The sequence below is a fragment of the Aliidiomarina soli genome, assembly GCF_003986975.1.
Taxonomy (GTDB): domain Bacteria; phylum Pseudomonadota; class Gammaproteobacteria; order Enterobacterales; family Alteromonadaceae; genus Aliidiomarina; species Aliidiomarina soli.
Genome location: NZ_PIPO01000001.1, coordinates 591,163 through 613,283, shown reverse-complemented (window position 1 = coordinate 613,283; position 22,121 = coordinate 591,163). Strand labels below are relative to the sequence as shown.

Here is a 22,121-nt window from a genome sequence, read left to right as displayed (position 1 = left end):
GAACTGATTGCAGCGGATTAACCGCGGCTAGCAGCCTTGGCTTTGAGGATTTCCCGCGCCATTTCATCCGCAATTTCACCGGTAGGGCGGTCTTCCGCTTTAGCCCGGCTGAAGATACGGTCCAGCGTGTCATAAATAGCACGCACACGGGCAGCGGTATCTTCGGTGGTCATCGCAGCGGCTTCTGAACAGACGTGAATAACACCACCCGCATTAATAACGTAGTCAGGCGCGTACAAAATACCCATATCTTTTACGATACGGTCATGTGCAGGGGTCGCCAGCTGGTTATTTGCACTACCAGCGATAACTTTCGCTTTGATCCGCTTTAAGGTGCCGTCATTAATGGTCGCACCCAGCGCACAAGGGGCATAGATGTCCATCTCAACATCGTAGATTTCATCGATGCCAACAGCAGTAGCGCCAAGCTCTTTTACTGCGCGATCAACAGCGTCCTGATTGACGTCACAGACAGTCAGGATAGCGCCGTCTTTAGCCAGGTACTTGGCAAAATCGTAACCCACAGCACCAAGGCCCTGGATCGCAATCTTAAGACCTTTGATGTCATCACTGCCAAACTGATGCTTGGCTGCCGCTTTCAGGCCTAGGTAGCTTCCCAGCGCGGTATGTGGCGACGGATCGCCAGCTTTGCCTTCGGTACCTGCGACATAGCGAGTTTGGGTAGCGACCAGCTCAATATCGCTGGTGCGAATATTAACGTCTTCCGCAGTGATATATTTGCCGCTCAATGAGTCAACAAAACGACCATAGGCTTTAAACAGTTCAGGTGACTTGTCGGTTTTCGCGTCCCCGATGATAACTGCTTTACCGCCGCCTAACGGCAGGCCGGCGAGGGCGCTTTTGTAAGTCATCCCGCGTGACAAACGCAATACGTCGGTTAAGGCTTCGTCAGACGATGCATAATTCCACATCCGGGTGCCACCTAAGGACGGACCCATAGTTGTGTCGTGTACCGCGATAATGGCTTTGAGACCGGTCGCTTCGTCGTGGCAAAAAACCACTTCTTCGTGATTATCAAATTCCTGATGATCAAATACTGACATACGTTCCTTTCAACCTCATTGTGTTGGTATCTGCGGGCACGACAACTGCCTGGCCCCTTAAAATGCGCGTAAACTACCACTTTCAACTGGCTAAAACCAGTTTAGGGTGTCGAAATATTGCGTAATTCAAACATCTGTTTAGCAACTAGAGTTTACACTTGTTGCAGACCGCGAATTTCCTGTGGTTGGCGCTTCCTTGTCAGCTCGGATATTGGTACGATTTAGCTTTGAAATGTAAACAAGACGTAGGCTTATGAGCGAACAACAACCAACTCCGATGACAGAAGAACAAAACCAGGCGTGGGTACGGGAGCAATTTCAGAACGCCAACCGCTATCTGGCTGAACGCGGCATGCTAAGTGACCGTATTTTAACCAAAGATTCCCGTTACCTGATTCCGGATGTGGCTATCTGGAAGTTTAAGCTGCAGGACGGTAAAAAAGTGTGGGTGGTTAACGGTGCTGTGACCATGGATCATGTATCCGCCGACGTGGCCAAGTCAGCCCGTGAAGCGCTTCGCCATTTTAGCCTCAACTGGCAATTGAAAGCAGAAAATATTCATGCCTTAGGGGATGCTGCCGGAGCAACGGAACTAAAAATGGCGCAATTGCTTATTCGCCATGCCGAACTTTTATATGCAGTGGGGAATGACGAACGTTTGTGGCAGAATGCCCCGGTTTAACGTCAGTTAAGTCAAATCAGTTCAGTCAAAACAAAGAGCAGGCGTTATGCCTGCTCTTCTGTTTCAACAAACCAGAACCCTTCGTTAATGAACTGGGTCAGCAGTTGCAGTGCCGCTGAGCTAAGATTGAGTTCAAGTAAATTGTCCGTAGCAATTTGCAGATGGGTATTCAGTAACAGGGTAAAAAGCTGCTGACTGCTTGCGTCAGTCAGTTCGAAACGCTGTCCCTGCACCAATCCATAGCGTTGACCGGCTACATCAGTGGTTAGCATGCGTAAGCCAACTGCGCGCTGAAGACTGGGGTAGCGTTGCAGATAACGTTTCACCCCGGACTCGGTCACTGCTGTTTCAGGCCACACTAGCAAGGGTGGCCGCGGATTTTGCGACAACAGCTGACAAATCACTTCATCCAGTAACTTGTTGTCATTCAGCGCATCACGCATCAGTTGACGAAACCCCTGCAGGGCATTTTCATCCAGATGCCAGCCCGAAGGTTTAGCGTTGGAGTTATCATTGCCCACTGAGTCTTTGAAACGGCGCTCAAGGGCATCGTTATCCAGAGCGTAATCGGCCAGCGCGGAGAGCAGCTCAGCCTGGCTCGGGGCGCGAAAACCCACCGAATAGTTGATGCACTCACTCAGTGATTCGCCAGCATGCGGAAACCCGGCTGGTATATAAATCATATCGCCAGGCTCAAGCACCTCGTCAAGCTCAGCCGTGAAGCCCTCAATCTGCTTTAAATCCGGATGCGGGGTAATGGTGGTATAGTCGCCGGGAGAACCGATCTGCCAGCGTCTGCGCCCCTGACCCTGAATAATAAACACATCATACTGGTCAAGATGAGCACCGACTCCGCCACCCGGCGTTGAATAGCTAACCATCAGGTCGTCGATGCGCCAGTCGGGGAGGAAGCGAAAGGGCTCTATCAGCGCCTGTGCTGGTGGAAAGTGTTCGTTAACCGCCTGCACCAGCAAAGACCAGCCTTGATCGGGCAGATAGGAATAGTCTTCAACAGGACCATGTTGTAGATCCCATTGGCCGTCCTTGCTACTAATCACGCGTGAATCAACCCCGGGTTCGAGAGCAACACCGGCCAGCTCGTCTGCTGAGATTGGATCTGCGAAATTTAGAAATGCCTGACGAATGATCCGCGGCCGCTTTTGCCAGTCGTTGCGTAAAAAGTCACTAACATCAAAAGCGGCTGGGTTTAGTTTAAATTCGCTCATTCGCTTTGCAGTGCTGCCATCGCCGTATCTAGCTCATCGACAAACTGAATCGCCTGACCAATATAGGCCGCTGGGGTCCAGCTTTTTAAGTCGGTTTTAACTGCTTCTGGCAGCGCTAAGGTATCGATAAACTCAGCCATGGCCTGTTGATTGACGCGTTTACCACGGGTCAGTTCTTTCAGTTTTTCATAAGGCTTTTCAATCGAATAGCGGCGCATCACGGTCTGAATGGGTTCAGCCAGCAGTTCCCAGTTCTGATCAAGTTCACGCAGCAGGCTGGCCTCGTTCACTTCCAGCTTATTAAGGCCTTTCAGGGTGGCATGATAGGCAATCAATGAGTGCGCAACACCGACTCCCAGATTACGTAATACAGTCGAGTCGGTCAGATCACGCTGCCAGCGTGACATCGGCAGCTTTTGTGCGAGGTGAGCCATGATCGCATTGGCGATGCCGAGGTTGCCTTCAGAATTTTCAAAGTCGATAGGATTCACTTTATGCGGCATGGTCGATGAGCCGATTTCGCCGGCCACGGTTTTTTGCTTAAAGTGGTTAAGGGCGATATAGCCCCACAGATCACGGTCTAAATCGATCAGAATCGTATTGAAACGCGCCAGTGCATCAAACCACTCGGCAATGTAATCATGCGGTTCAATTTGGGTGGTATACGCATTCCAGTTCAGTCCAAGCGATTCCACAAACTGCTGTGACACCTGATGCCAGTTGACGTCAGGGTAGGCGGCCAGGTGCGCATTGTAGTTACCCACAGCGCCGTTAATTTTACCCAGCAGCGGAACGGCTTTGAGCAGTTGCAACTGACGCTGCAAACGAATGGCGACGTTGGCGAACTCTTTACCCATAGTAGTTGGCGTAGCAGGCTGGCCATGGGTTCGTGCCATCATGGCGACTTCTTTATGTTCTTTGGCCAGCGCAACAACTTTATCAACCACCTGTTGCAACACCGGCAGGATGACCTCATCCCGCGCTGTCCGCATCATTAACCCATGGGACAGGTTGTTAATGTCTTCAGAGGTGCAGGCGAAGTGAATGAACTCGGTCACTTTGGCCAGTTCAGGCTGGTTGGCAACTTTCTCTTTAAGCAGGTATTCCACCGCTTTGACATCATGGTTGGTGGTGCGCTCAATTTCTTTGACCCGCTCAGCGTCAGCTTCGCTGAAATCATTTACGATGGCATCAAGGTGGGCATTGGCTTCAGCACTGAGCGCCGGCACTTCTCCGATAGCATCGATCGCCGCGAGTTTTTGCAGCCAGCGCACCTCAACCGTCACGCGGAATTTGATCAGGCCGTACTCACTGAATATTGGACGCAGTGCGTCCGCTTTGTTGCCGTAGCGGCCATCAACAGGGGAAATTGCAGTCAATGCAGATAATTGCATGAGCGGAGCTCCATGGTCAAAGTAAGTAAAAGTATCGTAGCAAGCGTTCTGCTAGCGGCCACAGGCCACTAGTTATGTGGTTAAACGCTCAGGGAATTCAGTATATCGCGTGTCGCATTTAGCATCTGCTTGCGGTTCAGCACCACCTGGCGACGTTTGCCACCCAACTGGCGCCAGAGCACCGCACTTCGTATACCAGCCAGTAGCATGGCCCGAATACGCTTTTGTATTTGAGGCTGAGTTAAAAAGTTCGAGTCACCCTGAATCTGAATGCGGGGGCCGATGCCGCTAATGATATCGGAATAGGCCGAACCCAGGTTGGCAGTGATATCACTGTCCTCAAAGGCAAAGGTTTCGCGCTGGCGTTTTATCTGGCTAATAGCAGCGCCAAGCTGGTTCATGGCTTTGTCATTGCGTGCTAAACGGCGTTCCAGTTGCAGCATACCGACGACATAACGGGTTTGTTCGACATCTTTGTCGCCGCTAGCGTCGAGTTGGCGTAACAGGACTTTTAAACCAGGTAACAAGGCGCTGAGCGGTTGATAAATGCTTTCGGTATCGGCAGCATCCACAATCAGGGTTGAGTCAATTAGCACCTGCGCCGCTTCTGGTGGGTTGACCTGGCCACGTCGGGCAAGCTGCTGGACACAGACCGAGGCCAGACAGACGCCGGAGAACGCCAGCATCCGTTGATGCCAGATACCACTGCTTAGCTCACTCATAAAGCGACCTCGTGCTCGGTAATTCGTGCCTCGATAATACCACCACCTAAACAAACCTCGTTGAGGTAGAAAACCGCTGACTGCCCGGGCGTAACTGCCGCAACAGGCTCGTCAAAATGCACTTCGACACTGTCATCGTCAAGCGGCACCAGGCGACAGGCAATGTCTTCCTGACGATAGCGTGTTTTCACCGTACAGCTGAAGGATTCACCACATACCTCCCGGTCAAGCCAGTGTAACTGCTTGGCGATCAGGCCGTTCGAATAGAGACGAGGGTGATCACGGCCCTGCGCGACAATCAGTTGATTGGCTTCGACGTCTTTATCAACCACATACCAGGGGTCTTCGCCGGCGTTGGCTAAGCCGCCAATTAATAACCCTTTACGTTGCCCTAAGGTGTGGTACATCAGGCCCTGATGCTGACCTAACAGGTCACCGTCAACACTGACAATGTCACCCGGCTGGGCTGGCAGGTACTGCTGTAAAAAGTCTTTGAACTTACGTTCGCCGATAAAGCAGATCCCGGTCGAGTCCTTTTTATCATGAGTGATCAGGCCCTGAGCCTCTGCAATAGCGCGTACTTCTGGTTTTTCCAGGTGTCCGATGGGGAACAGGGTCTGGGAAATATGCTGATGGGACAGGGTATACAGGAAGTAGCTCTGATCTTTGTTTTCATCCAGGCCACGCAGCAACTGCCACCGCTCGCCGTCAAAGCGACGCTGACAGTAATGCCCGGTCGCAATGTAGTCGGCCCCAAGGGCGTCCGCTGCAAACTCGAGAAAGGCTTTGAATTTAATTTCTTTGTTGCACATGATGTCGGGGTTTGGCGTACGTCCGGCTTTGTATTCTTCGAGGAAATACTCGAATACGTTGTCCCAGTATTCAGCGGCAAAGTTAACCGTGTGCAGTTCGATACCGAGTTTTTCGCAGACCTTTTCAGCATCGGCTAAATCCGTTGCTGCTGCGCAATATTCGTCGGTGTCATCCTCTTCCCAGTTTTTCATAAACAGCCCTTCGACCTGGTAGCCCTGCTGCATAAGCAGGTACGCCGAGACAGAAGAGTCGACACCGCCGGATATGCCGACAATGACTTTAATTTGAGAAGGATCACGTTCGTCTAGCACTTTGCCTACGACCTCATGGTTAGTTTAAAACGCGCGGATCCTATCACTTTTTCAGGCTTCGCGCCATGTTTGGCGGCAGCTTTGCTGGCACTTCTCGACTAGTTTCCGGGGCCAGACTTTGTAGGTTCCAGGGGCCTATCTGATAACGAATTAAGCGCAGCGTCGGCAAGCCTACCGCTGCGGTCATACGCCGGACTTGACGGTTTTTACCTTCGCGGATGGTTAACTTTAGCCAGCTGTCGGTGATGCTTTTTCGCTCTCGCACTGGCGGGATACGTGGCCATAGCCAGCTTGGTTCGGCACAGGTTTCGACCTCTGCCGGTAAGGTGATGCCGTCCTTTAGCTCAACACCACGTGCCAGTTGCTGCAGTGCCTGTTCGTCAGGTTCGCCCTCGACCAGAACAAAATAGGTCTTTGCCAGTTTAAATTTGGGGCTGCTGATTTTGGCTTGTAGCTGGCCGTCATTGGTCAGCAGCAACAAGCCTTCGCTGTCTTTGTCTAAGCGTCCTGCTGGATACACATCGGGCAGGTCGATGTAGTCTTTTAACGTCTGATCGCCCGGCTCACCGCTGAATTGAGAAAGCACGCCAAATGGTTTATTAAACAACAGCAAACGTGGGGTTTGCGGGCGCGGGCGGCGGCTCTTGTGGCGTCGTTGTGCAGGGGGCGTTGTATTCATAACCGGTTAACTCTGCTTGTTCAGTTGTGATTTTGCGGCGTTCTGCATGCTATGATGCGCGCTAACAAATAGTGTCGAGAATGAACTTTTTAACTGGGCGAAGTATACATGAAGCAGGACAAGCGTGTTGGTGGCAATCTGGAGCGGGCCCTACAAGAGAATCACAGCTTTAAACCACTGGATGTGCTGGTGGAGGGCTGGCAACTGACAAAAGTCTCTTTTCTCAGTCTGCTCGGTGCGATTTTTTTGGGGTTTCTGGTTTTTTTAGCCATCGCTATGGTACTCATGCAGGTGTTTATTGGTACGCCGGATCCAGAAGACGCGCGCACGGTCATGACACTGCAATTAACTCAGACACTGGTCATGCCGCCGTTATTTGCTGCGATCCACGTCATGGGGTTACGCCATAGCGTAGGCGAAAAGACACGACCCATGGATGTCTTTAACTTTATTCGCCAGCCATTTCCCTTTATTACTGTGGCCGTCATTAGCCAGCTGCTCACTTTACTCGCTGCCGGGATCTTACCGCCGTTAGTGGCGTTACCTGTGATGGGGTTCATTTTACTGACGTTATCTATGGCCTTGCCCCTGGTTGCTGACTATAAACTTCGCCCGTTCGCAGCCGTTAAGTCTTCATTTATTGCGACCACACGCCGTTTCGGCTCCTTCCTGCTGGTCTATGTGGTTATGTTTGTGCTCTTTCTGCTAAGCCTGCTGACACTGGGGATTCTTTTAATTGTGGTTGCGCCGTACTTTTATAACGTCAAAGCAGTGATGTACCGCGAGGTATTTGGCGTGGTAGCGGGGCAGGACCAGCAGGGTGACGGGCCGGACCGTGGAATTAAGTCAGAAAGTAGCCACCGGGGATCATCCTCAAACACCTTTGATGCATAGCGACGCTGACAACCTTGTCGCAGGGGTGTGCGAATGACAGATGAATTGTAAAGATAACCTTGGTATAGTAAAGCCTCATTTGTAACGAGGTTAATGCATGAAATGGTTTGTCAGAAGTGCAGCAGCACTGGTTGTCGCCGCCGCCATAGCGGTTCCTTTTGTTCAGCATAGTGGTCAGGATGCTCAGCGGGACGATACCGCTGGATCACCCAGCCAGATTGAGCGCCAATCCCAGCCACCGATAGACCAGCCGTTATCGCAGCAAACAAAGTTCGTGCCGGCATTCGCTGACATTTATGATGTCACAGAGCGCAAGCGCGAATTTTTCGCCTACTTACTGCCGGCCATTGACGAAGTAAACCAACGCATTACCGAACAACGTGCCTACCTCAATCAATTGCAGAACAAAGTGGAACAGGGCGGATCGCTGAACCAGCGTGAACAACGCTGGATGGAAACCATTCTCAGCTATTACCGTGTCGATGAAGAGCAATTGCAGGAACAATTCGCGGTGTTGAATCGCCGGGTTGATATTGTCCCGGGTACACTGGTATTGATCCAGGCAGCCAATGAATCAGGGTGGGGGACTTCAAGGTTCGCTACTCAGGGTCTGAATTTCTTCGGTCAGTGGTGCTGGACTGATGGTTGCGGTATTGTGCCGGGCTCGAGACCTGATGGTGAGCGCTATGAAGTTCGCCGCTTTGATAGTATGGAAGCCTCGGTTGAGTCTTTTATTCGTAACCTTAATACGCATTTTGCCTATGCTGAATTGCGCCAGATGCGGCTCGAAGAGCGAGAGCAAGAAGACAGTGTCAGTTCAACCACGCTAACCGCGGGTTTAATGAGCTATTCTGAACGCGGACAGGATTATATTGATGAGCTAAACCAGATGATCCGGATTAATCGTCCGATCATTGAGGATGTTCGTGATGAAGGCCTGCAAGTCGAGGCAGAAGGTACTGCTACAGTCGACAGTTAAGTCGGCTGCAGCAGGTTAACGACCTGAATTTTTTGTACGCTGGCTGAGGGGTCCGCTGACGCCTCAGCAAACGTATGACTGCCAGGTACCGTTGGCGCATCAAAGGCCGTGTCCCCGTTCACGGTTTGCTCGCCCGTTGCGCTGACGCTGGCAAAGTCAAAAAGCGCTTTGTCTGCCAAATGAGATGGCACCACATTTTGCATTGCGGTAAACATGCTTTCGATGCGGCCAGGAAACTTGCGATCCCAGTCTCTTAGCAGTTCTTTGATTTGCTTACGCTGCAGGTTTTCCTGCGAACCACAGAGATTGCATGGAATGATCGGGTAGCCCTGTGCCTGCGCATAGCGCTCAATGTCTTTTTCTTTCACATAGGCCAAAGGCCGAATTACCACATGCTCACCGTTGTCGCTGGCGAGCTTGGGCGGCATGGATTTCAGTGTCCCACCATGAAACATATTGAGGAACAGCGTCTCCAGCATATCGTCACGGTGGTGCCCGAGCGCAATCTTGGTCGCGCCAAGCTCAGCCGCAGTGCGATACAGAATGCCTCGGCGCAGGCGGGAACACAGCGAACAGGTGGTTTTCCCTGCAGGGATCTTGTCTTTGACAATTGAGTAGGTGTCTTCTTCGACTATTTTATAGTCGATTGCCAGGGTATCCAGATAAGCAGGCAACACGTGTTCAGGGAAGCCCGGTTGCTTTTGATCGAGGTTAACCGCAACAATGTCAAAGTGAATCGGTGCCACCTTTTTCAGATACATTAGCACCGACAGCAAGGTATAGCTGTCTTTACCACCGGACAGGCAGACCATCACCTTGTCACCATCTTCGATCATTCTGAAATCGCCAATGGCCTGGCCGGTTAAACGACGTATCCGCTTTTCCAGTTTATTCATACTGTATTGCTGCTTGGCGCTCTCTGACATGGCTTTACCTGTGTAACTGCGGGCAAAAGAAAGGGCGCTAGTATACAGTTCCACTAGCGCCCTTACAATTTAATGCCAGTGTTAACTGGCTTTTAGCGGTGACTTGAAACCTTCAGGTTTAATAGCCAGAACGTCGCAGTTGAGTTGTTCAATCACGTGCTCGGCGGTATTTCCCAGCAACGCTGCGGTAAATCCAGTGCGGCCAATGGTGCCCAGAACCACTAGCTCAGCGTCTATTTTTTCAGCCAGTGCAGGCACCTGATCTTCAGGAAGCCCCTCACGCACGTGCAAATTTGCATGATCAATGTGATGTCGATCAGCCAATGTGGCGAGCGACTTCTGGTGGTAGTCACGAACATTGGCCTGATAGTCACTGGTATCGAACTCAGGGATTTCTATCGCCATGTTAAGGGGGGCAGTGGGGTAGCAGTTCAGCAGATGCAATTCGGCCTGCAGAATTTCACTCATTTGTTTACCCGCAGCAATAATACGTTCATTCAATGACTGATGTGACTCATCCTCTGCGCCTGCATTCACGGCACCAATGATCTGACCGTTTGGTGGCCACTCATGCTCTTTAACCAGCAGCACCGGGCATGGGGCTTTGCGTAGCAGATGCCAGTCGGTTGGGGTGAAAATAACACTCTGTAACTTGTCGTGACGGCGGGTGCCTTTGATAATCAGATCATGACCGCCATCGAAGGTGGCCTTGATAATGGCTTCAAAGGGACGGTGGTGCCAGACCACCTCAATGTTGACTGTTAGATCGCGGACATCAAAAGATTTCAGTAAATCAGCGGCCCATTCACGCTGTTCTTCAATCAGCGCTTTGCGCATATTCTCACGCTCTTCCCCGGACAGCATGGTAGTCATTTCATAGGAAAAGTCGTAAATCGAAACAAATAAGGTAAGTGCACTGTGTTCAAGTCGGGCTAATTTGACGGCCCGCGCAAGGGCTTTTTGTTGATCCTGATTAGGATCAAGAACAACTAAAATTCGGTTATACATGAGGCCTCCAGCTCGCTGATATTATTACTTATTTATCAGTGTAGCCGAGACCAACGAATTAGCTATGATGTAGCGCAAGCTCTTAACTGAACACCAGCAATGCTCTGCAGGCGGTCGACGTCGCGCAACAGAATAAACTTACCGTCCACCTGAATAGCGGCTTCTTTATGCAGCTTGCTCAAGAGCCGACTTACGGTTTCAACGGTTAAACCTAAATAATTGCCAATTTCAGCCCGGGTCATACTGAGGCGAAACTCTTTTGAGGACAGACCGCGGCTTTTAAAGCGTTCAGAGAAATCAAGCAGGAAGGTCGCTAAGCGCTGCTCGGCACTTTTATTATTGAGCAAGGACAACATCTGTTTGTCCGCACTGATTTCTGAACTCATCAGGCGCATCATTTGGCGGCGCAGCAAAGGAAGCTGGTCGCTTAGTGTTTCCAGGCTGGAATAGGGGATCTCACAGACCATTGAGGTTTCCAGTGCTTCCGCAAAAGAGGTGTAGTTATTGCTGTGCACCGAATCGAAACCAATTAGATCGCCGGGTAAATGAAAGGCGGTAATCTGGGCGTCACCGTCGTTGCTGACGGTATAGCTTTTAAAGCTTCCTGAACGCACTGCATAGAGTGAACGCAAGGGTTCGCCAGCCTGAAAAATCAATTCGCCCTTATGGTAGGGGCGCTTGCGCTCAATAATATTATCAAGCTTATCCAGCGATGAATTATCCAGCGTATAAGGCAGACACAACTGGCTGATACTGCAGTTCTGACAATTGATATTATTTAACCAGTTTCGATCTGACATGCCAACATTCCTTGCGCTTTACGCTACTGCATAAAAGAGGTGCCGTTCAGATCCCTTCTGGCTGGTTGCTATTACCATTGTTTAAGTGCAACCCAACAAGTCATAACGCCGTAGATAAATAAGGCGCCGCCTGCAACCCAGCGGAATCCCTGAGAACGGACAAACGCCCCTAGTGTGCGGCTAAACATGCCGAAAATCAACATCGACGGTAAGGTTCCGAGACCAAAAGCGAGCATCGTCAGTGCACCGTATCCTGGGTGGCCGGACAACGCAGCCCAGGACAGCGCGCTATATACCAGACCACAGGGCAGCCAGCCCCATAACATCCCGGCAATTAATAACTTCGGCGCCGCTGCGTTAGGTGGAAAATGACGGGTGAGCGGTTGCAGATAGCGCCATAACACAGCGCCCCCGCGCTCAAGGAAAGTCAGCAACATCCACACTCGGGTTAAATAGAGAGCGAACAGAATCATCATAATGCCAGCCCCAAGCCGAACCACGAGCATAGCTTGCTGGTGGATCTGAACCACGGCAAGAATTGCTCCGGCGACAATGGCACCGGCCAGCATGTAGGATAGAATACGACCGCAATTGTAGAGTAGTAAGCGGGCAGGGGACTGATGTAAGCCCATGGCGCCGGCAAGCCCGCCACACATCGCCAGGCAGTGGCCGCTTCCGGCCAGGCCCATCAGAAAAGCTGAGACAATATCAAGATTCTGCATCGGGCTTCTTGGTTTTTTTTGCCTTTTTGGGCTCTTCATCGAGCAGTATATTCATACCTTGCCGCTCAAGATCATCAAACTGTCCGTGGCGTACGGCCCACCAGAAAATTCCGATGGCGAACGCGACCAGTAAAATGGCTGCTGGTACCGCAATATGTAAAATCTCCATGCAAGCCTCCTTATGATTTACGCATCAGGCGCAACGAATTGGTTACTACAATCAATGAGCTCGCCGACATGCCTAACATAGCCCATAACGGACCGACATGACCAGTCACGGCCATTGGCAGCACCACCGCATTGTATCCCAGTGCCCAGATAAAGTTTTGCCGAATAACCCGCTTAGTCAGCGCTCCGACATCAAACACTTTCTGCAGCGCGTTAAGACGACCATTTAATATCACGCCATCACTACCTGCCTGAGCCAGTTCGGTGCCGCTGGCGAAGGTTAATGACGCATCTGCCTGGGCCAGGACGGGGGCGTCGTTGATACCATCACCGACCATCATCACCGGTCCATCTTGCTGCAATGCTTTTACGGCATTCAATTTGTCGGCGGGTTTAAGTCCGGCACGGACGTCTTCAATACCCAATTCGCTGGCCAGTAACTGAGCCCGGCGCTGGTCATCACCAGTTAGCATCACCACGTGGATGCGGCGCTGTTTGAACCAGTTTATCATCGCCAGTGCGTCAGGGCGCAGCTCATCGTCCACCTGAAAGGCGGCTAGCAGACCGTTGCGGTCACACAGCAACACGTTGGCCTTCGGCAATGGTGAGGTAAGCTCCGGGTGCCACTGGCGAATATAGGCCAGGCTACCAATCCGGAATTCAGTGTCCGCATAGGTTGCTGAAAGGCCTTGTCCGGGCAAGTTATCCACCTCGCTGAGTTGGACGGCCTGTTCCGCCAATTGCTGGAACGGGCGCGCTAACGGATGTTCTGAGTAGTTCTCAATACTGTGCGCAATCTGCTTCAGGTGATCGCTGTCCTGATCCGGGTGGTACCAGGCGTCGATTATGGAAAAACGGCCCTGAGTGAGCGTCCCTGTTTTATCCACACAGAGCGTTTTTATCCGTCCCAGACCTTCGAGAATAGTAGCATTCTTAATCAGTATCCCACCGCGGTTGAGGCGATTGATGGCTCCGCTCATTGCGGTCGGCGCTGCCAGGGCCAGCGCACAAGGGCAGGTTGCAACCAGCACCGACAGGGTAATCCAGAATGCATCGGCCGGGTCTAAAAACATCCAGCTGGTAAAGGTAACGGCGGCGATTAACAATGTGGCAAAAACAAAATAACGACCGACAACATCGGCAAAACGGGCAAAGCGGGGCTTTTGCTCCATCGCGGTGTCCTGCAATGAGACAATGCTCGATAACAGGGTGTCCTGATGAGTGCCGGTGACGGTCAACGTAATCGGACTGTGTTGGTTAACGCTACCGGCGTATAGCTGGTCACCGGCGCGTTTTGCGACGGGGCGACTTTCACCGGTTAGCAGGGATTCGTCGCACCAGGCCGTTGCGGTCTGCAGGCGCCCGTCAACCGGCAGTGGTTCACCTGGTTTGACTCGTATAGAGTCACCGGCCTGTAGGTATTTGACCATGACCTTGTGCCACTGGCCGTCTTCTTCGCGCTCTGCGATGGCCGGGATAAGTTTCATCAGGTTGGCTGCGTTGGCGATGGCCCGGTGTTTTGCCAGCAATTCAAGGTAACGCCCCGACAACAACAGAAACGCAAACATTGAAACGCACTCGTAATAGATCTCGCCAGTATCGAAAATGGTGGCATAGAAGCTGGCCACAAAGGCGAGCGCCATGGCCAGCGAAACCGGCACATCCATATTCACCGTACGGGCCCGCAAGGCACGAATGGCGTTGGCAAAAAATGGCTGACAACTGTAGACGATAACTGGTGCGGTAAACAGCAGGGACACCCACCAGAAATAAAGCCGGTGCATGTCATCAATGTCGTCGTAGTAGAGACCAAAGGCGACCATCATGGTCTGCATGGAAGCCAGACCCGCCACCCCTAAGCGAAGAATATAGCTGCGTCGTTTCTTCTCAAATGACTGTTCCAGATCCGCTTGCTGGAAAGGCAGGGCACGGTAACCAACGGCGTGAATGGCGGCGAGTATATCGCTCAACTGACATTGATTAGCATCCCATTTTACATGCACCCGGTCAGTGGAGGCGTTCACAACGACATGTTCGACCCCTTGGGTCGCATTGAGCTGGCGTTCAATTAGCCAGGCACAGGCCGCGCAGGTCATGCCTTCAACGGCCAGAGTTACTTCGGCGGTGCTGCTATCATTTGAAGTGCGTACAAATTCGCGTTGAATATCCGGGTCGTCATAGGCTTTAACCTGTTCATTCAGGGCCTGCAGTTGGTCAGGTACCAATGCCTGAGGGATTCCATCTGCGTCCACCTCACGGAATTTGTAGTAATGGAAAAGCCCCTGATCAATGATGGTTTGAGCCACGCTCTGGCAGCCATAACAGCACATTGGCTGCTCGCTGTCCTGGATGGTAACGGTCAGGTTGAGCCCGCGGGGGATAGGCTGATGGCAATGAAAACACTGGCTTTCCTGTGTTTGCGGGCGTGTAATGGACTGCATATCGTTTGCGTACCTTCCGTTACCTTAGTGTATTCGCTGACTCGCTACCTTAAACACCATAGTTTTCAGGTGTCAGGGTAAAATTCTCATCCTGAGGCAGGTGAATGTTGTCACTAACGCGCCATTCTTCATCGAAAGGCTCGATAATTATCCGCCAATGACCGGAAATCTCCCGTGGCAGTTCTGCCCGATACCAACCTTCACCCGCGTGCGGTACGCGTAGCTCAAAATCTTTTTCATCCAGCGTTGGGTGATACATGACAACATGCAAGGCGGCCCGTTGCTCAGGTTCATACTCGGTAAAGCGGAACATTAACTGACGCTCACTGATACTGACATCAAACGCAATTCCGAGCTCTTCAGCACGGGCTACTTTGGTCAGCTGGAGGTTTATGGTGCGGCCTTCTTTGTAGTAGTCGTCGATAACCATAGAGGCCGGGTTGTGATAAATAAGCCAGCCGGTATAAAAACAGGCACTGATAACGGCAACCTTAGCCCCAATGAGCCACCAAACCCAAAAATGCTTGTACCAGGGAGTGTTCTCTGCTGATGGTTGGATGGACGATTGCATAGTAGTAGACCTCACCGTTAAGTGCCGGGCAGGGCATCTGCACCCCTTGCCAAGCGTATAAAAAAGCCCCGTTGTCGGGGCTTTCCTTAGCACTAAATCCTTGTTTTGACTTAGTTATTTAAACTGTAAATATAACCTGAAAGAATCTGAACTTTGTCTTCGCCGAGAATACTATCCCAGCGTGGCATAACACCGTTGCGACCATGACGCAGGGTCTCTTCGACGGCTCGTTGTGAGCCTCCGTACAACCATACGTTATTGGTCAGGTCGGGTGAGCCCATTGCAGGGTTACCTTTCCCGTCCATGCCGTGACAGGCAGCACAGACTGCGAACTGAGTTTCACCGGCTCGAGCCAGCTCACGGTCCACATTGCGGCCACTTAGACTCAGTACGTAGGCGGCCATTTCGCGAATGCCTTGTTCACCAAGTTGCTCACCGAATGCCGGCATCGCTGCTTCACGCCCGCCCATGATAGTGGTTTTGATATCAGCAGGGTTGTGGCCCCAGTTGAAAACACCATCGGTCAGGTTAGGGAAGCCAATCCCGCCACGCGCATCCGAACCATGACACTGAGCACAGTTTTGCAAGAACAAACGTTGGCCTATGCGCAGCGCTTCACTGTCATCAGCAATGTCTTCAATGCTCATACTGGCATATTGCGCAAAGATAGGGCCATACACGTCTTCAGCACGGGCACGTTCGCGGTCGTACTGAACAATCTGGCCGTCTTCAATGGCTTGCAAACGTGCCTGTTCAGACTCTTCCAGTGAACGCACGTCCTGGTTGGAACTCGACCAGCCCAGCAAGCCCTGGAAGTTACCCAGGCCAGGGTAGAGCGCAAGGTAGAGGAACGCCCAACCCAGACAGATCCAGAATAAGTATGTCCACCACTTGGGTAGCGGGTTATTGAGTTCAGAAATACCATCGAACTCGTGGCCCATGTTATCGCCTTCAGCTACATCCGTGTAGTTCTTCATGTTCCAGCGCAGCAGCACAATCAACGCTATCAGGTGACCTATGGTCAGAACAATAATCCATCCGCTCCAGAAGCTACTCATCGCTCTTTGACTCCCGTTTCTGGTTTTGACCTTCGTCGTCAGCCTTCTCGTCTTCTTCGAAGATTGAGTTAGCGTCGTGGTCAAATTTATCTTTGTTTTTACTGCTGTAAGCCCACAGGATGACAATAATAATCACCCCAAAGACTAACAGTGTGTAATACGCATTAAATGTTGGACCGCCCATAGTGATTACCTAAGTGCTGTGCCTAAGGACTGCAAGTACGCAATCAAGGCTTCAATTTCTGTATGTCCCTGAACATCAGTCTGCGCATTTGCGATATCTTCATCCGTGTAAGGCACCCCAAAACGGCGGAAGATTTCCATTTTCTGTGCGGTCAGGGCGCCATCTAAGGTGCGCTCAGCCAGCCACGGATAGCCAGGCATGTTCGATTCAGGAACCACTGCGCGCGGGTCCATCAGGTGAACATAGTGCCATTCGTCCGAGTAGCGGCCGCCAACACGGGCCAGGTCAGGTCCGGTTCGCTTCGAGCCCCACAAAAACGGATGCTCCCAAACGGACTCACCAGCGACTGAATAATGACCATAACGCTCTGTTTCTGCACGAAAAGGACGAATCATCTGGCTGTGGCAGCCGACGCAGCCTTCGCGAATATAGATGTCACGACCTTCCAGCTCTAGTGCGGTGTAAGGGCGCAGGTTTTTTACTGGTTCATTGACCTGATCCTGAAATAACAGGGGAGTAATTTCCACCAGACCACCGATGGAAATTGCAATGATAGACAATATCGCAAACCAGCCTACGTGTTTTTCTACTAATTCATGTTTGTTTTTCTTCATGATTCAGCGACTCCTTAAACTGATTGTGCAGCTGGCAGCGGCTCGCTTGCGCGAACTTTATCACTGCGAATTGTCTTGTAGGTGTTAAATGCCATCAGCAACATACCAGCGACAACAAACACACCACCTAAGAAACGCACGAAGTAGAACGGGTACGAGGCTTCCAGGCTTTCCACAAAGCTGTAGGTCAGGGTGCCGTCAGAGTTCACCGCACGCCACATCAGACCCTGCATAACACCGGAAATCCACATCGCAACGATATACAGAACCACACCAATGGTGTGTAACCAGAAATGGGTATTAATCATTTTCACGCTGTACATACGGTCGCGGTCAAAAAGTACCGGGATTAGATGATAGATAGCACCGATACTGATCATAGCTACCCAGCCTAGCGCGCCTGAGTGAACGTGACCTATGGTCCAATCCGTGTAGTGAGACAGCGCGTTCACCGATTTAATTGCCATCATCGGGCCTTCGAAAGTCGACATGCCATAGAAGGACAGGGAGACGATCAGGAAGCGCAGAATCGGATCGGTGCGCAACTTATGCCAGGCGCCAGACAGGGTCATAATACCGTTGATCATACCACCCCAGGACGGCACAAACAGAACCACAGACATCACCATACCAACCGACTGAGCCCAGTCAGGCAACGCAGTGTAGTGAAGGTGGTGAGGACCTGCCCAGATGTAGATTGAAATCAGTGCCCAGAAATGGACCACCGACAAACGGTAGGAGTAGACCGGACGCTCTGCCTGCTTCGGCACGAAGTAGTACATCATACCGAGGAAGCCGGCAGTCAGCAGGAAGCCTACGGCATTGTGCCCGTACCACCACTGCATCATTGCATCGACCGCCCCCGAGTAGATCGAGTATGACTTGGTAAAGGACACTGGGATAGCCAGGTTATTACCGATGTGAAGCATCGCCACGGCGATAATAAACGCGCCGTAGAACCAGTTCGCTACATAAATGTGCGAGGTACGGCGAATGGCCAGGGTTCCGAAAAATACAATCAGAAAGGCAATCCAGACCACAGCGATCAGAATAGAGACCGGCCATTCAAGCTCGGCGTATTCTTTACTGGTAGTCATTCCTAGTGGCAGCGTAATAACCGCAGCCACGATAACTGCCTGCCAACCCCAGAAGGTAAACGCAGCCAGTTTGTCGGAAAAGAGTCTGACCTGACAGGTTTTTTGCACCACATAATAGGCGGTAGCAAATAACGCACTGGTACCAAACGCAAAAATAACCGCATTGGTATGCAGTGGGCGCAGGCGAGAGTAGGTCAGATACGGAATGTCAAAATTGAGGGCAGGCCACACTAGCTGTGCTGCAATCAGCACGCCGACGGCCATCCCTACAATCCCCCAAATGATGGTCATAACAGTGAACTGCTTAACCACTTTAAAATTATATTCAGTGTTCTGTGGAATAGTTTGGCTCATCACTTAATAGTCCGATACCGTTAAAAAACAGCGCCATTTTACGGTTTTTACAGCCGGAAATATAGCGCTAAAGGGTGAAATAATGATTTCTATCAATATGCTGAGTAGTATATAGGCAATCTTTTGCCTGCAACTCAGTGAGTTAACCCCATGTTGCCGATTTCTCTAATTAAATCATTACTTTTACTTGTGCTTGGTGGTGCTGCTTTAGTAGCCTGCACCCCGCAAGAGCAGCCCGATGTTAGCAAAAACCCCTTCTGCGGACACCCCTCGGAGTTGGATAACCACTGCTTATTTGAGCCAGGTCAGGGTATTGCTTTGTGGTTAGTCAGTAGTGACGTCGATATGCCGATTGAACGGGGCGTAAAAATCAGCCTGGTCAGCAATGATCCTGTTGAGATCCTGCAAAGCGAAATTCGTGGTTTAAGCATGTACATGGGTCGACTGCCAGTTAACTGGGAACAAGCTGAAAATGGATTATGGTATGCGGATATACTGTTAGGCGCCTGCACGGACCCGAAGATGGTCTGGGAACTGCGGCTGGAGGTGGAACACGCAGGGCAGTCGTACCAACTGCGTGTTCCATTTACGTCGTATATTCCCTAGCGTTATTCGGTTCTGAAGCGGCGTACCAGTTTACTAAGTTCCGCACTACTGCTATTTAACGATTCGCTTAAATCACGCAGCGACACATTGTTGCTTTCATTATTTGATGACAGATCACTAATATCGGTGACGTTTTCGTTGACCTCCATGGTGACCCGGCTCTGTTCGTCAGTGGCATTGGCTATCTGTATGTTCATGGCTGAAATATTTTCCACTGCACGACGAATCTCGGCGATAGCGTTTTCAGCTTCGGCCGCTTCATCGCGGGTTTCGTGAGAAGCCTGCTGTACATCGTAGATAACGGTTGAAACATCCTTAATCGATTTCTGAATGGTCTGCACCAGGTCGTTAATCTCCTGCGTCGAGGCCTGAGTGCGCGTTGCCAGCGTGCGTACCTCATCAGCCACGACCGCAAAGCCACGACCAGCTTCGCCAGCGCGGGCCGCTTCGATCGCCGCATTCAGTGCCAACAGATTGGTCTGCTCGGCAATATTAACAATCACGCTCAAAATATTACCGATCTTGTCAGAGCCTTTTTGCAGCGTTTCTGCCTGTTCCGCTGCGGTATGCAGCTGTTTAGCCAGCTTGCCGACATTGCTCACCGAGGAGTGAACAATAGTGGCCGAGCGTTCGGCTTCTTTGTCGGCTTCGTTAGCAGATTCGGCCGCATCACGGGCATGGCTGGCCACTTCGCTGGCCGAGGACGACAGCTCGGTGATCGCGGTGGCGACGGAATTGGTTTGCGTGGCTAATCGACCGCTCAGCTCAGAACTGGAAACCGTCAGCTCGCGTAATCGGTTGGCGGCTTCCTGTTCGTGTTCTGCACTTTCCTGAACCGATTTAACCAATGCCTGAATTTTGCCAACGAAGTTGTTGAAGCTGCGGGCTAGTCGCGCTATCTCATCATTGCCGCTGTCGTCCAGACGGTGGGTGAGGTCGCCTTCACCTTCAGCAATATCATCCATTGCCGCAATGGTGGTACGTAGCGGTTTGACGATACTGCGAATAATAACCAGGAACAGCAGCAATAAGGGGACGGATAAAAGCAGCGCAAACATCGCCAGGCGCCAGAACTGGGCCCATAGCTGGCTCGCGACATCATTTATATATACACCACTGCCAAGTACCCAGTCCCATTGGTCAAAGGTCCGCACACGGGTGATCTTAGGACCAAGCTCAGAACTGTTCGGCAATTCCCAGATGTAGTTTACCGTCGCGCGCTCCTGATTTTCGGTGCGCTCGAGCATCAGTCTGAATAACTGAGTGCCGTTGGAGTCGGAAAAGTTTAGTACGTTGCGTCCGCGCTGGCCGGAGAACGGGTGCTGTATCAGTATACCGGCTCGGTTTAGGGTGAAAACGTATTCCTGACCCTCATAGCGAATTTGATCAAGTCGCTCAATGGCGCCTTGCTGGGCTTCTGTTTCCGTCATTTGACCGTCGCGGAAACGGTTGTAGTAGTCCTCGACAATTGTCATCGAGGCATCATTGAGTGCATCCAGCTTCTGCTGCTCACCATCAATAATGACAGTGCGCAAATTAAACAGCATGAAGGTGACCATTAATACGGTGCCCGTTGCCGCTATTACCAGTAACAGCAACAAACGGACACTGATAGGCATTCTCTGTAACCATTGGTTCATATACAACTTCCCTCTATAATCCCTGAACATTTACCCCGATCTGTTGTTTTCTAGTTTTCGTAGGTGACAGTTGTTACTGTCTTATTAGTACTTGTCGGGGAGACTACGACTATCATCATACTTAAAAGCGACTGCAAGTACAGTTAAGAAAAAACTAATAATAAAGGTTTTTTGAGTCTAAAAAGGAATAAGTTAGATGCCTAATATAATTAAAAGCCAGATTCGCTGGGCGTTGCTGGCGATGACGCTGCTCACGCTGAGCGCTTGTGGGGATAAAGTACAGCGCCCATCGGCTTCCGAACCAGCGGATAGCGCAAGCTATTTCAGCGACGCCAGGGAAACCGGGCAGGGCAGGTTGAAAGTCCTTTATGTTCCCGCTCCGGGGTTTGCGTATGAGAATGAAGAAGGTCAACTGAGCGGCGTTAGCATTGCTATCATGAACGACTTTAAAGCCTGGTTTGAGCGCTACCATGGCGTTCGTTTGCAACTGGACTTTGTCGCCGAAAATGACTGGAGCCAGATGTATCAGCGAGTCGCTAATGGCAACGGTGGTGTCTTTGGGCTGGGCAATGTCACCATTACTGAGCAGCGTCGTGAGCAGGTCGCTTTCTCGCCGGCGTATTTGCACAATGTGGCGGTACTGATAACCCCGGAGGAGGTTGCAACCATCGAGGGTGACCAAGGACTGGCCGCGCTGGCTGATTTAGAGCCCGTAGCCTTTGCCGGCACCTTGCATGAAGTGCGGGTCGGCGAACTACGTGACCAGCTTCAGGGTGATACGCCTTTGCAACGGGTGGATACCAACCAGGCGGTTATCGATCACGTGGTCAACGGCCATTACAGCTACATCGACGCCTATAACTATCATCGAGCCATAGAGCAGGGGGTTGCTATTCGCCATCATCCTGCTTTTAGTGTCGAAGGCGAGCGCTTTGGTATTATTATGCCCAAAGATAACGACTGGCAGTCGTTGCTGACTGCATTTTTTGCTGCCGAGGGTGGGTACCTGAAAACCGGGCGCTACCAGCAAGTGCTGCAGGAGCATTTAGGTGAGGAGGTGGCAGCTACCTTGTTACAGGCGCAGTAAACCAATAGTTTGCTTTTATAACAGGATTTGAATCAAATCCTGCACCTGTGTAAAGGCTGGGTAAATAACAGCCAATAAAAG

Annotated in this window: 23 protein-coding genes; 5 read left to right on the top strand and 18 right to left on the bottom strand. The window is 51.3% G+C overall.

Translation table 11 applies throughout. From position 1 onward, the window contains the following. Positions 1-17: 17 nt before the first annotated feature. Positions 18-1,064, bottom strand: a complete 1,047-nt coding sequence (locus tag CWE14_RS03010; protein ID WP_126798009.1) for a Glu/Leu/Phe/Val family dehydrogenase — start codon at positions 1,062-1,064, stop codon at positions 18-20. Between the two features lie 253 nt (positions 1,065-1,317). Between CWE14_RS03010 and CWE14_RS03005 the strand changes: the two genes are divergently transcribed. After that, complete coding sequence (locus CWE14_RS03005; RefSeq protein WP_126798008.1) at positions 1,318-1,746, top strand: DUF4826 family protein; 429 nt, start codon at positions 1,318-1,320, stop codon at positions 1,744-1,746. A gap of 44 nt (positions 1,747-1,790) precedes the next feature. On the opposite strand, the gene CWE14_RS03000 is transcribed toward CWE14_RS03005, so the two are convergent. The 5 genes from CWE14_RS03000 to CWE14_RS02980 all read right to left on the bottom strand — a co-directional run bounded on the left by CWE14_RS03000 (position 1,791) and on the right by CWE14_RS02980 (position 6,891). Continuing rightward, positions 1,791-2,972: a cupin domain-containing protein gene (locus CWE14_RS03000; protein WP_126798007.1), complete on the bottom strand. Its 1,182-nt coding sequence runs from the start codon at positions 2,970-2,972 to the stop codon at positions 1,791-1,793. Continuing rightward, the gene (gene purB / locus CWE14_RS02995; protein WP_126798006.1) at positions 2,969-4,366 is read right to left on the bottom strand and encodes an adenylosuccinate lyase; all 1,398 of its coding nucleotides are present in this window, start codon (positions 4,364-4,366) and stop codon (positions 2,969-2,971) included. Before purB ends, CWE14_RS03000 begins: the two co-directional genes overlap by 4 nt. An 80-nt stretch (positions 4,367-4,446) precedes the next feature. Beyond that, complete coding sequence (gene hflD, locus CWE14_RS02990; protein WP_126798005.1) at positions 4,447-5,088, bottom strand: high frequency lysogenization protein HflD; 642 nt, start codon at positions 5,086-5,088, stop codon at positions 4,447-4,449. Further along, a complete protein-coding gene (gene mnmA / locus CWE14_RS02985; protein WP_126798004.1) occupies positions 5,085-6,212 on the bottom strand; it encodes a tRNA 2-thiouridine(34) synthase MnmA in 1,128 nt (375 codons plus the stop codon). Before mnmA ends, hflD begins: the two co-directional genes overlap by 4 nt. Positions 6,213-6,255: 43 nt before the next feature. Further along, a complete protein-coding gene (locus CWE14_RS02980) occupies positions 6,256-6,891 on the bottom strand; it encodes a pseudouridine synthase (protein ID WP_126798003.1) in 636 nt (211 codons plus the stop codon). A gap of 108 nt (positions 6,892-6,999) precedes the next feature. On the opposite strand from CWE14_RS02980, the gene CWE14_RS02975 reads away from it, so the two are divergent. Both CWE14_RS02975 and CWE14_RS02970 read left to right on the top strand, forming a co-directional pair. Continuing rightward, the gene (locus CWE14_RS02975; RefSeq protein ID WP_126798002.1) at positions 7,000-7,785 is read left to right on the top strand and encodes a hypothetical protein; all 786 of its coding nucleotides are present in this window, start codon (positions 7,000-7,002) and stop codon (positions 7,783-7,785) included. Between the two features lie 97 nt (positions 7,786-7,882). After that, positions 7,883-8,764: a glucosaminidase domain-containing protein gene (locus CWE14_RS02970; RefSeq protein WP_126798001.1), complete on the top strand. Its 882-nt coding sequence runs from the start codon at positions 7,883-7,885 to the stop codon at positions 8,762-8,764. Here CWE14_RS02970 and ttcA read toward each other — a convergent pair. The 11 genes from ttcA to ccoN form a co-directional block, all read right to left on the bottom strand. Continuing rightward, on the bottom strand, positions 8,761-9,690 hold the full coding sequence (ttcA, locus tag CWE14_RS02965; RefSeq protein WP_126798000.1) for a tRNA 2-thiocytidine(32) synthetase TtcA: 930 nt from the start codon (positions 9,688-9,690) through the stop codon (positions 8,761-8,763). The genes CWE14_RS02970 and ttcA overlap by 4 nt on opposite strands. A gap of 81 nt (positions 9,691-9,771) precedes the next feature. Then, complete coding sequence (gene uspE, locus CWE14_RS02960; RefSeq protein ID WP_126797999.1) at positions 9,772-10,698, bottom strand: universal stress protein UspE; 927 nt, start codon at positions 10,696-10,698, stop codon at positions 9,772-9,774. A 62-nt stretch (positions 10,699-10,760) separates the two neighbouring features. Then, positions 10,761-11,498 carry a fumarate/nitrate reduction transcriptional regulator Fnr gene (fnr, locus tag CWE14_RS02955; protein ID WP_126787929.1) on the bottom strand — a complete coding sequence of 246 codons (738 nt, stop codon included), beginning with the start codon at positions 11,496-11,498 and terminating at the stop codon, positions 10,761-10,763. 71 nt (positions 11,499-11,569) lie between these two features. Then, positions 11,570-12,220: a sulfite exporter TauE/SafE family protein gene (locus tag CWE14_RS02950; protein ID WP_157981770.1), complete on the bottom strand. Its 651-nt coding sequence runs from the start codon at positions 12,218-12,220 to the stop codon at positions 11,570-11,572. Continuing rightward, positions 12,207-12,389, bottom strand: a complete 183-nt coding sequence (gene ccoS / locus CWE14_RS02945; RefSeq protein WP_126797997.1) for a cbb3-type cytochrome oxidase assembly protein CcoS — start codon at positions 12,387-12,389, stop codon at positions 12,207-12,209. Before ccoS ends, CWE14_RS02950 begins: the two co-directional genes overlap by 14 nt. Before the next feature lie 10 nt (positions 12,390-12,399). Continuing rightward, entirely contained in the window at positions 12,400-14,829 is a 2,430-nt protein-coding gene (locus tag CWE14_RS02940) for a heavy metal translocating P-type ATPase (RefSeq protein WP_126797996.1), read from the bottom strand. 49 nt (positions 14,830-14,878) lie between these two features. After that, the gene (locus tag CWE14_RS02935) at positions 14,879-15,400 is read right to left on the bottom strand and encodes a FixH family protein (RefSeq protein ID WP_126797995.1); all 522 of its coding nucleotides are present in this window, start codon (positions 15,398-15,400) and stop codon (positions 14,879-14,881) included. A gap of 110 nt (positions 15,401-15,510) precedes the next feature. After that, a complete protein-coding gene (gene ccoP, locus CWE14_RS02930) occupies positions 15,511-16,458 on the bottom strand; it encodes a cytochrome-c oxidase, cbb3-type subunit III (protein ID WP_126797994.1) in 948 nt (315 codons plus the stop codon). Further along, complete coding sequence (locus tag CWE14_RS02925) at positions 16,451-16,642, bottom strand: cbb3-type cytochrome oxidase subunit 3 (protein WP_126797993.1); 192 nt, start codon at positions 16,640-16,642, stop codon at positions 16,451-16,453. Before CWE14_RS02925 ends, ccoP begins: the two co-directional genes overlap by 8 nt. Positions 16,643-16,647: 5 nt before the next feature. Then, positions 16,648-17,256 carry a cytochrome-c oxidase, cbb3-type subunit II gene (gene ccoO / locus CWE14_RS02920; protein ID WP_126797992.1) on the bottom strand — a complete coding sequence of 203 codons (609 nt, stop codon included), beginning with the start codon at positions 17,254-17,256 and terminating at the stop codon, positions 16,648-16,650. Positions 17,257-17,270: 14 nt separating this feature from the next. Then, positions 17,271-18,707 carry a cytochrome-c oxidase, cbb3-type subunit I gene (gene ccoN / locus CWE14_RS02915; protein ID WP_126787943.1) on the bottom strand — a complete coding sequence of 479 codons (1,437 nt, stop codon included), beginning with the start codon at positions 18,705-18,707 and terminating at the stop codon, positions 17,271-17,273. A gap of 150 nt (positions 18,708-18,857) precedes the next feature. Here ccoN and CWE14_RS02910 point away from each other — a divergent pair, with 150 nt between their 5' ends. After that, on the top strand, positions 18,858-19,313 hold the full coding sequence (locus CWE14_RS02910) for a hypothetical protein (RefSeq protein ID WP_126797991.1): 456 nt from the start codon (positions 18,858-18,860) through the stop codon (positions 19,311-19,313). Between the two features lie 2 nt (positions 19,314-19,315). Here CWE14_RS02910 and CWE14_RS02905 read toward each other — a convergent pair whose 3' ends face one another. Beyond that, positions 19,316-20,953: a methyl-accepting chemotaxis protein gene (locus CWE14_RS02905; protein ID WP_126797990.1), complete on the bottom strand. Its 1,638-nt coding sequence runs from the start codon at positions 20,951-20,953 to the stop codon at positions 19,316-19,318. Positions 20,954-21,149: 196 nt separating this feature from the next. On the opposite strand from CWE14_RS02905, the gene CWE14_RS02900 reads away from it, so the two are divergent. Then, entirely contained in the window at positions 21,150-22,040 is an 891-nt protein-coding gene (locus CWE14_RS02900) for a substrate-binding periplasmic protein (RefSeq protein ID WP_126797989.1), read from the top strand. Positions 22,041-22,121: the final 81 nt, after the last annotated feature.

What these genes read in the sequence shown, in the direction of transcription:
- CWE14_RS02900 (WP_126797989.1), top strand. Translation starts at nt 21,150, where the DNA reads ATGCCTAATATAATTAAAAGCCAGATTCGCTGGGCGTTGCTGGCGATG.
- CWE14_RS02980 (WP_126798003.1), bottom strand. Translation starts at nt 6,891, where the DNA reads ATGAATACAACGCCCCCTGCACAACGACGCCACAAGAGCCGCCGCCCG.
- CWE14_RS02950 (WP_157981770.1), bottom strand. Translation starts at nt 12,220, where the DNA reads ATGCAGAATCTTGATATTGTCTCAGCTTTTCTGATGGGCCTGGCCGGA.
- CWE14_RS02975 (WP_126798002.1), top strand. Translation starts at nt 7,000, where the DNA reads ATGAAGCAGGACAAGCGTGTTGGTGGCAATCTGGAGCGGGCCCTACAA.
- CWE14_RS02940 (WP_126797996.1), bottom strand. Translation starts at nt 14,829, where the DNA reads ATGCAGTCCATTACACGCCCGCAAACACAGGAAAGCCAGTGTTTTCAT.
- ccoS (WP_126797997.1), bottom strand. Translation starts at nt 12,389, where the DNA reads ATGGAGATTTTACATATTGCGGTACCAGCAGCCATTTTACTGGTCGCG.
- ccoN (WP_126787943.1), bottom strand. Translation starts at nt 18,707, where the DNA reads ATGAGCCAAACTATTCCACAGAACACTGAATATAATTTTAAAGTGGTT.
- hflD (WP_126798005.1), bottom strand. Translation starts at nt 5,088, where the DNA reads ATGAGTGAGCTAAGCAGTGGTATCTGGCATCAACGGATGCTGGCGTTC.
- fnr (WP_126787929.1), bottom strand. Translation starts at nt 11,498, where the DNA reads ATGTCAGATCGAAACTGGTTAAATAATATCAATTGTCAGAACTGCAGT.
- CWE14_RS02905 (WP_126797990.1), bottom strand. Translation starts at nt 20,953, where the DNA reads ATGAACCAATGGTTACAGAGAATGCCTATCAGTGTCCGTTTGTTGCTG.
- ccoO (WP_126797992.1), bottom strand. Translation starts at nt 17,256, where the DNA reads ATGAAGAAAAACAAACATGAATTAGTAGAAAAACACGTAGGCTGGTTT.
- CWE14_RS02910 (WP_126797991.1), top strand. Translation starts at nt 18,858, where the DNA reads ATGTTGCCGATTTCTCTAATTAAATCATTACTTTTACTTGTGCTTGGT.
- CWE14_RS03005 (WP_126798008.1), top strand. Translation starts at nt 1,318, where the DNA reads ATGAGCGAACAACAACCAACTCCGATGACAGAAGAACAAAACCAGGCG.
- purB (WP_126798006.1), bottom strand. Translation starts at nt 4,366, where the DNA reads ATGCAATTATCTGCATTGACTGCAATTTCCCCTGTTGATGGCCGCTAC.
- CWE14_RS03000 (WP_126798007.1), bottom strand. Translation starts at nt 2,972, where the DNA reads ATGAGCGAATTTAAACTAAACCCAGCCGCTTTTGATGTTAGTGACTTT.
- CWE14_RS02925 (WP_126797993.1), bottom strand. Translation starts at nt 16,642, where the DNA reads ATGGGCGGTCCAACATTTAATGCGTATTACACACTGTTAGTCTTTGGG.
- ccoP (WP_126797994.1), bottom strand. Translation starts at nt 16,458, where the DNA reads ATGAGTAGCTTCTGGAGCGGATGGATTATTGTTCTGACCATAGGTCAC.
- CWE14_RS02970 (WP_126798001.1), top strand. Translation starts at nt 7,883, where the DNA reads ATGAAATGGTTTGTCAGAAGTGCAGCAGCACTGGTTGTCGCCGCCGCC.
- uspE (WP_126797999.1), bottom strand. Translation starts at nt 10,698, where the DNA reads ATGTATAACCGAATTTTAGTTGTTCTTGATCCTAATCAGGATCAACAA.
- CWE14_RS03010 (WP_126798009.1), bottom strand. Translation starts at nt 1,064, where the DNA reads ATGTCAGTATTTGATCATCAGGAATTTGATAATCACGAAGAAGTGGTT.
- ttcA (WP_126798000.1), bottom strand. Translation starts at nt 9,690, where the DNA reads ATGTCAGAGAGCGCCAAGCAGCAATACAGTATGAATAAACTGGAAAAG.
- CWE14_RS02935 (WP_126797995.1), bottom strand. Translation starts at nt 15,400, where the DNA reads ATGCAATCGTCCATCCAACCATCAGCAGAGAACACTCCCTGGTACAAG.